This is a genomic window from Streptomyces sp. NPDC057617 (assembly GCF_042800555.1).
Lineage (GTDB): Bacteria > Actinomycetota > Actinomycetes > Streptomycetales > Streptomycetaceae > Streptomyces.
In genome coordinates, this window is record NZ_JBHVGV010000008.1 from 65,510 (window position 1) to 76,584 (window position 11,075).

Annotated in this window: 2 pseudogenes; both read right to left on the reverse strand. The window is 72.7% G+C overall.

Going from position 1 to position 11,075, the window contains the following annotated elements:
• Positions 1-33: 33 nt before the first annotated feature.
• Positions 34-6,384: pseudogene (locus tag ACFU9P_RS20645) on the reverse strand (type I polyketide synthase); the annotation flags it as partial.
• Between the two features lie 95 nt (positions 6,385-6,479).
• Positions 6,480-11,033: pseudogene (locus ACFU9P_RS20650) on the reverse strand (SDR family NAD(P)-dependent oxidoreductase); the annotation flags it as partial.
• Positions 11,034-11,075: the final 42 nt, after the last annotated feature.

Below are 11,075 nucleotides of genomic sequence, written 5' to 3' on the forward strand. Positions count from 1 at the left end.
GGAAACCCCGGCCGGCCCTTCTCGCGTCGGCGCCTACCGGGCCGGGGCCGCCGGGAAGTGGCCCTCCGCCACGAAGAACTCCACGTACTTGTCGAAGAGTTCACCGGTCAGCGGCGGACAGACGATCCCGGTGCCCGCCAGCGCCCGGTCCGTCTCGGCCGTGTCGATCGGCGGATAGAAGGCATCCGTGTCCGTGGTCATCATCTCGAACGCGTGGAGCAGCGGCAGCAGCGCGTTGTCACGGTCCGAGCGCACCGCCTCGGTCCACTCCTCCCGCCCGGTGTCCCGGAGTTCGTACCCCAGACCGCGCAGCCGCTCCACACAGTCCGCCAGGCTCAGCGAACTGCGGTTGAACAGATGGAAGGTGCCGCCCGCCGAGCCGGGATCGCGGGAGACCGCGAGGATCGCCGCGCTCACATAGTCCGCCGGCAGCAGATGGAAGCGGCCTCCCGTACCGGACGGCACGGCCCCGGACTGGAGCAGGCCCTTGAGGGTGAGCCATACGAAGTCCCGGGTCTGGCAGGCGCCGTTGACCTGGTCGCCGGAGATCACATCGACCCGGTACACCGACACCGGAATGCCCCGCTCCCTGGCCAGGCCCAGGACCTGTTCGGCGACCCACTTGCTCTGGAGATAGCCGCTGGGCAGGGCCTCGGCCGGTCCGGTGGGGTCGGTCACCTTCAGCGGAACACCCGGGGTCACGGGCCCGTTGAACACGCCGACCGTGGAGACATAGTGGACCGGGACCGTACGGTGGCGCGCGGCCAGCCGCAGAATCTCCTCCGTACCGCCGACATTGGCCGCCTTCAGGGCCGGGTACGGATGCAGCCAGTGCACGGTGGCTCCGGCGTGGTGGACGACATCGACCGTACGGGCCAGGCCGTCGAACGTGTCCTCGGTGAGTCCGAGCCGGGGCTCGGCCAGATCGCCCGCGAGGACGAAGAGCCGCTCCGGATCGATCTCGTCCCAGACCCGGTACCACTCCAGGCTCGCCCGCAGCCGCTCGTACGCGGCGGAGTTGTCGGCGCCCCTGACCAGGCAGTGGACACGGGCCGTGGTGGTACGCATCAGATCCCGCAGCAGGAACGCGCCGAGGAAGCCGCTGGCACCGGTGAGCAGCACCTCGCGCGGATCGTCCACGGTACGGACGACCTCCCCGGCGGGGCGGATGTCGTCGGCGAGCCGGATGTCGGCCGCGTAGTCGACCGTATCGTTCGGGGCGTCCGGTCCTGCGGTGTCCGCGGTGAGCCGGGTCAGCAGATACGCGGCCAGCGCGTCCGGGTCCGGATGGTCGAAGACCAGCGTCGCGGGCAGCTTCAGACCGGTACGGGCCGCGAGGCGGTTGCGCAGCTCCACCGAGGTCAGCGAGTCGAGGCCGAGCTGCTGGAACGGGCGGCGCGCGTCGATGCCCTGGCTGCCGGAGTGCCCGAGCGCCCCGGCGATCTCGTCGAGCACCGCGTCCCTGACGGCCTCGTGCCGCCGTTCCTCGTCCAGCCCGGCGAGCTGCTCGGCGAGCGTGACGGTCTCGGCGGCCTCGTTTCGTACGGTCTCCCGCGCGGGACGCCGTACGAGCGAGGTGAACACCGGGGAGATACGCGGCTGTTCGCGCAGCGCGCCGAAGTCGAGCGGGGTCGCCACGGCATCGGGGCGGCCCGCGCGGAGCGCCAGATCCAGCAGGGCTGGGCCCTGGGCGGTCGGCACCGGCAGCAGACCACTCCGGGCGATGCGCTTGAGGTCGGTCTCGCTGAGCCCGCCGGTCAGTCCGGTCGCCTCGGCCCACAGACCCCAGGCGATCGAGGTGGCGGCCAGACCGGAGGCCGCGCGGTGCTGGGCGAGGGCGTCCAACGAGGCGTTGGCGGCGGCGTAGTTGGACTGGCCGGGGCCGCCGACGAGCGCGGCGACCGAGGAGAACAGCACAAACGCGGTGAGGTCGAGTTCGCGGGTGAGGTCGTGCAGATGCCAGGCCGCGTCCGCCTTCGGGGTGAGGACCGCCGTCAGCCGCTCGGGGGTCATCGCGGGGACGAGCCCGTCGTCCAGGATGCCCGCGGTGTGCACGACCCCGGTGAGGGGATGGTCGGCGGGGATCCCGGCGATCAGCGCGGCGAGTTCGTCCCGGTCGGAGACATCGCAGCTCCTGACGGTGACGGAGGCGCCGAGCCCGGTGAGTTCGCTCGCCAACTCGGCTGCTCCCGCGGCCTGTTCGCCGCGGCGGCTGACCAGCAGGAGCTGGCGCACGCCGTACGAGGTGACCAGGTGGCGGGCGAAGAGCGAGCCCAGTGAGCCGGTGCCGCCGGTGATCAGAACGGTGCCGTCGGTGCCGAACGCGGGGGCTGCGGTGGCGAGTTCGGGACGGGTGGCGCGGGACAGCCGGGGTACGGTCACGACGCCCCGGCGGATCGCGGACTGCGGCTCGCCGGAGGCGGCGACGGCGGCGATCAGCGACGGGTCGGTGTCCGGTTCGGCGTCGATGAGGACGATACGGCCCGGCGCCTCGGACTGCGCGGACCGCAGCAGTCCCCAGGCCGCGGCGGCACCCGGATCGCTGATCGGCTCACCGGGCCCGGTGCTCACGGCGCCCGAGGTCACGACGGTGAGCGGGGTGTCGGTGTTGTCCTCGTCGGCCAGTCGGTGCTGGGCGAGTTCCAGTGCGCGCCGGGTGGTGCGGTGCAGCGAGGCGACGGGGTCGGCGGTGTCGGTGGAGCGCAGATACTCGACGACGGTGGCGGTGGCGGTGGCGGTGGCCGGAGCATCGGCGAGGGCGAGACGGTACGGCGTCCAGTCCAGGTGGAAGAGCGCCTCGTGGTCACGGGCCGCACCCGCCGCCAGAGCCGGCAGATCGAGGGGCCCCACGGTGACGGCCGCGATGTCCGCCACGGGCTGCCCGGCGGGGGTGGCCAGCCGTACCGCCACCGTGCCGTCGTCGCCCGGAGTGAGTCGGACGCGCAGGCTGGTCGCTCCGGCCGCGTGCAGCCGTACCCCTTGCCAGGCGGTGACAGTCGCGGGCTCGGTGTCCGTGAGCAGCGGGAGCAGCGCCGCGTCGAGCAGCACCGGGTGCAGTCCGTACGGGCCCGGCTCGGCCGGTGCCCCCTCCGGCAGCCGCACCTCGGCGAACACCTCACGCCCCCGCCGCCAGAGCCCGGTCAACGCCCGGACCTCCGGCCCGTACACCACCCCGGCCTCAGCCGACCGCTCATAGACGGCTTCGGGAGCGGCCTCGGTCGCGTCGGCGGGCGGCCACTGGTCCGGGCCCGGCGACGGCGTCCGCGGTACGGTGCCGAGCACCCCATGGGCATGCGCGGTCCAGGGCACCTCGGCGTCGTCAGGCCGGGAGTGGAAGGTGATCTCGCGCCGCCCGCCGGTGTCCGGGGCACCGAGCCGGACCTGAAGGTGGATACCGCCCTCGGCGGGCAGTACCACGGGCTCGGCGGCGAGCAGTTCGTCCAGTGAGCCGCAGCCGGCCTCGTCCCCGGCCCGTACCGCCAGCTCCACCAGCGCGGATTCGGGCAGCACCGCGACCCCGCCCCGGGTCTGCCCGGACAGCCAGGGCGCCGTGCTCCGGGACAGCCGGCTGGTGAACACCGTCTCGTCGCTGCCGCCCAGCCGCAGCGCGGCCCCGAGCAGCGGATGCCCGGCCGGTACGAGCCCGAGCCCGGCGGCGTCCGCGGGCGCCCCGGCCGGCTCCACCCAGTACCGCTCGTGCTGGAACGCATAGGTCGGCAGGGCGACGCGCCGGGCGCCGGTGCCCGCGAAGAAGGCCGCCCAGTCGGGCCGTACGCCCGCGCAGTGCAGCCGGCCGAGCGCGCCGACCAGCGTCTCCGCCTCCGGGCGGCCGCGGCGCAGCAGGGCGGCCGTGGTGACCCCGCCCCGCCCGCTGTCGAACACATTCTGCGCGAGGGCGCTGAGGACACTGTCGGGCCCCAGCTCGACACAGGCCGTCACACCGCGTTCCTGGAGGGTGTGGAGTGCGTTGTGGTAGCGGACGGCGTGGCGTACTTGGTTGGTCCAGTAGTCGGGGGTGCGGAGGTCGTCTCCGGTGGCGAGGTGTCCGGTGAGGGTGGAGATGACGGGGATGGTGGGTTCGTTGTAGGTGAGTTGTTTGGCGGTGGTGCGGAAGTCGTCGAGCATGCCGTCCATGTGCGGCGAGTGGAAGGCGTGCGAGACGGGCAGACGGCTGGTCTTCCTGCCCGCTTCGCGCAGTCGCGCCGCCACTTCCTCGGCTGCCTCGGCGTCGCCCGAAATCACCACGGCGGTGGGGCCGTTGACGGCGGCGATGCCGATTTCGGTCTCGCGGCCCTTGAGCAGGGGGCGGACCTCGTCCTCGGATGCCTGGACGGCGATCATCGCTCCGCCGGGGGGCATGGTCTGCATGAGGCCGGCTCGTGCGGTGACGAGTCGGGTGGCGTCGGGGAGGGTGAGGATGCCGGCGATGTGGGCGGCGGAGAGTTCGCCGATGGAGTGGCCGGTGAGGTAGTCCGGGGTGATGCCCCAGCTTTCGACCAGCCGGTAGAGGGCGACTTCGAGGGCGAACAGGGCGGGCTGGGTGTATGCGGTGTCGTCCAGCCCCTCACCGGTCGTGATGACTTCGCGCAGGGGGCGTTCGAGGTGGGGGTCGAAGTGGGCGCAGATGGTGTCAAAGGCTTCGGCATACGCCGGGTAGGCGGCGTACAGTTCCATGCCCATCCCGATGCGCTGGGCACCCTGACCGGTGAACAGGAAGCCCACTCGGCCCGGGGTGCGGGCGATCGTCAGCGGTGTGCTTTCCGTCAACGCCCGTACGTTACTTATGAGTTCATCGCGGTCGGTGCCCACCGCGACCGTGCCGTGGTCGAGTGTGGTGCGGCTGAGGGCGAGGGAGTACGCGATGTCCCGCGCGGTCAGCGACGGGTCGGCCTCCGCATGCGCCAGCAGCCTGCGCGCCTGGTCGGCGAGGGCCTCGGGGGTCTTCGCGGAGAGGATCCAGGGCACCACACCCGCCGGGCGGTCGCCCTCCGGAGCGGCCTCCGGCTCCTCGGCCGGTGCCTCCTCCACGATCACATGCGCGTTCGTCCCGCTCACCCCGAACGCGGACACGGCGGCGCGCCGCGGCGCGTCTCCCCGTACCGGCCAGGGGCGCTCCTCGGTCAGCAGCTCCACCGCGCCCGAGGACCAGTCGACCATCGGAGTCGGCTCGTCGACATGCAGGGTCTTGGGCAGGACGCCATGGCGCAGCGCCTGCACCATCTTGATGACGCCGCCGACCCCGGCCGCCGCGACCGTGTGCCCGATGTTGGACTTCAACGAGCCGAGCAGCAGGGGGCGTTCGGCGGGGCGGTTCTGGCCGTAGGTGGCGAGGATGGCCTGTGCTTCGATGGGGTCGCCGAGGCGGGTGCCGGTGCCATGGGCCTCGACCGCGTCCACATCGGCGGCGGTGAGACGGGCGTTGGTGAGGGCCTGGCGGATCACCCGTTCCTGGGACGGGCCGTTGGGGGCGGTGAGGCCGTTGCTGGCGCCGTCCTGGTTGACCGCGCTGCCGCGTACGACGGCCAGCACCCGGTGCCCGTTCTTCTTCGCGTCCGACAGCCGCTCGACGACCAGGATGCCGACGCCCTCCGACCACGACGTACCGTCGGCCGCCGCCGCGAAGGACTTGATGCGCCCGTCGGGGGCGAGGCCCTTCTGCCGGGAGAAGTCGACGAAACCGCCCGGTGTGGCGGTGACGGTCGCGCCGCCCGCCAGTGCCAGCGCCGACTCCCCGCTCCGTACCGACTGCGCCGCGAGATGCAGCGCGACCAGCGACGACGAGCAGGCCGTGTCCACCGACACGGCCGGGCCCTCAAGGCCCAGGGTGTAGGCGATACGGCCGGAGGCCACACTGCTCAGCCGGCCGGTCATCAGATGGCCCTCAAGCTCCTCGGGCCCCTCAAGACCGAGATAGCTCTGCTCCACCACCCCCGCGAACACCCCGGTGCTGGAGCCCTTGAGCGACGCCGGATCGATCCCGGCGTCCTCCAGCGCCTCCCACGCGGTCTCCAGGAGCACCCGCTGCTGCGGGTCCATCGCCCGGGCTTCGCGCGGCGACACCCCGAAGAAACCGGCGTCGAACAGGGCGGCACCGTCGAGGAATCCGCCCTCCTTGGTGTACGAGGTGCCGGGGGCGTCGGCGTCGGGGGAGTAGAGCCGTTCGAGGTCCCAGCCCCGGTCGACGGGGAACTCGCTGATGCCGTCGGTGCCTTCGGCCACGAGCTGCCAGAGGCCGTCCGGCGAGGTGACCCCGCCGGGGAACCGGCAGGCCATCCCGACGATGGCGACCGGCTCCTCACCGGCGTTCTCCAGCTCGTTGATCCGCTCACGGGCCTTCTGCAGATCCGCAGTGACCCACTTCAAATAGTCGACCAGCTTCTGCTCTTTGGACGGGTCTGCGGACATGCGGGATCAGTCTCTCCTTGTCGGTGTGTCAGTGTGCCGGTGTGCCCGTGTGTCGGTGTGGTCTCTTGTCGGTGTCAGCCGGCGCTCCGGCCGAGCTGGTTGTCGATGAAGTCGAAGATGTCGTCCGTCGACGCCGCCGCGAACGGCTCGCCGGGCTCCTCGCCGCCGGAAGTCGGCGCCTTCGCGTTGAGCTTCCCCAGCAGCGAGTGCAGACGTACGGAGACGGTGGGGCGGGACTCGTCCTCGGGCGCCAGGGTGGCCAACGCGGCCTCCAGCCGGTCCAGTTCGGCGAGTACCGCCTTCGCCGGGTCCTCGGCGGCGGGTGCCGCCCGGGTGAGCAGGAACGCGGCGAGAGCGGCCGGGGCCGGGTGGTCGAAGACCAGCGTGGCGGGCAGGGGGAGACCGGTGGCGGCGCCGAGCCGGTTGCGCAGCTCCACGGCCGTCAGCGAGTTGAAGCCGAGTTCCTGGAAGGGCCGGTCGGGTGTGACGGCCGCCGCCGACGCATGGCCCAGTACGGAGGCGACCTCCTCGGTGACCATGGTCAGCAGATACCGTTCCCGCTCCGGTTCCGGCAGTTCCGCCAGCCGCTCGGTGAGGGTGGCGGGCCCGGCGGCGGCGTCCGGCGTCGCCGCCCGGGCGGGGCCCCGGGCGCCCGCCGCCCCGGCCACGCCGGCGATCAGCGCGGGCCGTCCTGACGCGATGGCGCGGTCGAGCAGGGCGAGCCCCTCGTTGTCGGTGACGGCCCGGAAGCCGTCCCGCGCGAACCGGCTCAGCTCCGTCTCGTCGAGATGCGCGTTGATCCCTCCGGACCGCCACAGACCCCAGGCGACCGAGGTGGCGGGCAGGCCCTCGGCGGCCCGTCGTTCGGCGAGCGCGTCGAGATACGCGTTCGCGGCGGCGTAGTTGGACTGGCCGGGCGCGCCGAACACCCCGGCGGCCGACGAGAACAGCACAAACACGCCGAGGTCCAGGTCCCGGGTCAGTTCGTCGAGATGCCGGGCCCCGTCCGCCTTCGGCGCGAGGACCGCGGCGAGCCGCTCGGACGTCATCCCGGAGACCAGGCCGTTGTCGAGGACACCCGCGGTGTGGACGACTCCGGTGAGGGGGTGGTCGGCCGGTACGGTGCCGAGCAGCGCGGCGAGCCCGTCCCGGTCGGCGATGTCGCAGGCCGCGACCGTGACCGAGGCACCGAGTTCCGACAGCTCGGGCACCAACTCCCCAGCTCCCGGGGCCTGTTCACCCTGACGGCTCGTCAGCAGCAGATGGCGCACGCCGTACTCGGTCACGAGATGGCGGGCCACCAGCGAGCCCAGGGTCCCGGTGCCGCCGGTGACCAGGACCGTACCCTCGGGGTCGAGGGGCCGGGGAGCGGCGGGGGAGCCGTGCTCCCGTACGGGCCGGAGCCGGGGCGCGAGCACCCCTTCGGGGCGTACGGCCGTACGGGCTTCGCCGGAGGCGAGGACCGAGTCCAGCGTGCCTGAGTCCACGGCCGAGGCGGCGTCGACGAGCACGATCCGGCCCGGTGCCTCGGACTGCGCCGAGCTGAGCAGCCCCCATGCCGCGGCGGTGTACGGGTCGGGGGTCCCACCGGCCGGTACCGCGCCGCTGGTCAGCACGGTCAGGGGAATGCCCAGCAGCCGGTCCTCCGCCAGCCACTCCTGGGCCAGCGCGAGCGCCCGGTGCGGTGCCTCCGGCGAGGCGGTGAGGCGGTGGAGTACAGCGGTCGGCCGCGCGTCACCCCCGGCTTCGGCCTGCGCCGCGAGATCCGCGACCCGAGCGAAACGGGGCGCGTCGGGGAGCGCTTCCAGCGGTGTGTCCGGCCCCTCCGGTGCCAGTACGGCCCAGCGCACCGGCTCGGCGGGCTCCGGCAGTTCCGGCAGCTCGAAGGCCTCCCAGGCACGGTGGACGAGTCCGGTCCCCTCGGCGCCGTCGGTCTCGGGGACCTCGGGCGCAAGCCAGAAGCGCTCGGGCTGGAAGGCGTACGTCGGGAGGGCCACCCGCCGGGCGCCGGTGCCCGCGAAGGCCCGCTCCCAGTCCACCCGTACCCCGCTGAGATGCAGCGTGCCGATCGCGCCCACCAGAGTCGCGGCCTCCGGCTGTCCCCGGCGCAGTGCCGGTGCGGCAGTCAGCGCCTCGGGCCGGTCGGTGCCCGCCGCCGCGAGCGCGGTGAGCACGCCGTCCGGGCCCAGCTCCAGCAGCGTGGTGACGCCCTGGGACTCCAGGGTGTGGAGTGCGTTGTGGTAGCGGACGGCGTGGCGTACTTGGTTGGTCCAGTAGTCGGGGGTGCGGAGGTCGTCTCCGGTGGCGAGGTGTCCGGTGAGGGTGGAGACGACGGGGATGGTGGGTTCGTTGTAGGTGAGTTGTTTGGCGGTGGTGCGGAAGTCGTCGAGCATGCCGTCCATATGAGGCGAGTGGAAGGCGTGCGACACCGTGAGCCGCCGGGTCCGGTGGCCCTGCTCCTTGAGCCGTGCCTCGATCTCCGTCGCCGCCTCGGCGTCGCCCGAAATCACCACCGAGGCCGGGCCGTTGACGGCCGCGATCCCGATTTCGGTCTCCCGGCCTTCGAGCAGCGGCCGTACCGCTTCCTCCGGAGCCTGGATGGCCACCATCGCTCCGCCGGGGGGCATGGTCTGCATGAGGCGGGCTCGTGCGGTGACGAGTCGGGTGGCGTCGGGGAGGGTGAGGATGCCTGCGATGTGGGCGGCGGAGAGTTCGCCGATGGAGTGGCCGGCGAGATAGTCCGGGGTGATGCCCCAGGTCTCGACCAGCCGGTAGAGAGCGACTTCCAGCGCGAACAGAGCCGGTTGCGTATAGGCCGTGTCGTCCAGCCCCTCACCGGTCGCGATGACCTCGCGCAGCGGCCGCTCCAGATGCGGGTCGAAGTGGGCGCAGATGGTGTCAAAGGCTTCGGCGTACGCCGGGTAGGCGGCGTACAGTTCCATGCCCATCCCGATGCGCTGGGCGCCCTGACCGGTGAAGAGGAAGGCGAGCCGCCCCGGAGTGCGGCTGCCTCCAGTCGTCGGTGCTCTCTCCGCCAACGACCGCAGTCCGGACAGGAGTTCATCGCGGTCCGCGCCGACGGTCACCGCTCCGTGGTTGAGTGTGGTGCGGGTGAGGGCGAGGGAGTACGCGATGTCCCGCGCGGTCAGCGACGGGTCGGCCTCGACATGGGCGAGCAGCTTGCGCGCCTGGCCGGTCAGGGCCTCCGGAGTCCTGGCGGAGAGGATCCAGGGCACCACCCCGGCCGGGCGGTCGCCCTCCGGAGCGGCCTCCGGCTCCTCGGCCGGCGCCTCCTCCACGATCACATGCGCGTTCGTCCCGCCGAAACCGAAGGACGACACCCCGGCCCGGCGCGCGCGGCCCGTCTCCGGCCAGTCGGTCGCCTCGGTCAGCAGCTCCACCGCACCGGAGTCCCAGTCGACCATGGGCGTCGGATCGTCCGCGTACAACGACTTGGGCAGGACGCCGTTCCGTATGGCCTGCACCATCTTGATGACCCCGCCGACACCGGCCGCCGCCTGGGCGTGCCCGATGTTGGACTTCAACGAGCCCAGCAGCAGCGGCCGTTCGGTCGGCCGGTCCTGCCCGTAGGTGGCGAGCAGGGCCTGAGCCTCGATGGGGTCGCCGAGGCGGGTGCCGGTGCCATGGGCCTCGACCGCGTCCACATCGGCGGCGGACAGCCGGGCATTGGCGAGCGCCTGCCGGATCACCCGCTCCTGCGCCGGGCCGTTGGGGGCGGTGAGGCCGTTGCTGGCGCCGTCCTGGTTGACCGCGCTGCCGCGTACAACCGCCAGCACCCGGTGCCCGTTCTTCCGCGCGTCCGACAGCCGCTCCACGAGCAGCAGCCCGACACCCTCCGACCAGCCGGTGCCGTCCGCGCCAGCCGCGAACGACCGGCACCGCCCGTCCGCCGCCAGCCCGCGCAGCCGCGAGAACTCCACGAACGCGACCGGCGTCGACATCACCGTGGCGCCCCCGGCCAGCGCCAGATCGCACTCGCCGTTCCGCAGCGCGTTCGCCGCGAGATGCAGCGCGACCAGCGAGGACGAGCAGGCGGTGTCGACCGTGACCGCCGGACCCTCGAAACCGTACGTGTACGAGAGCCGCCCCGAGGCCACACTGCCCGCGCTGCCGCTGAACAGATACCCCTCGAAACCGTCGGCCGGAAGATGGGGCCGGGAGCCGTAGTCGTTGTACATGACGCCGGTGAACACGCCCGTACGGGAGCCGCGCAGCGCGGCCGGGTCGACGCCCGCGCTCTCCAGCGCCTCCCACGCCGTCTGGAGCAGGAGCCGCTGCTGTGGGTCGGTCGCCAGGGCCTCGCGCGGGGACATCTCGAAGAACTCCGCGTCGAAGCCGTCCGCGTCGTGCAGGAAACCGCCCTCGCGCCCGTACGACGTACCGGCGTGGTCCGGGTCCGGGTCGTACAGCCGCTCCACGTCCCAGCCCCGGTTCTCCGGGAACTCGCTGATGGCGTCGGTGCCTTCGGCCACCAGCCGCCACAGCTCCTCGGGGGAGGCCACACCGCCCGGATAGCGGCACGCCATGCCCACGATCGCGATCGGCTCGTGCTGCCTGTCCTCGGCCTCGCGCAGCTGTCTGCGCGCGTCACGGGCATCCGCGATGGCCTTCTTGAGATAGTCGCGGAGCTTGTCCTCGCCCGCCATGGT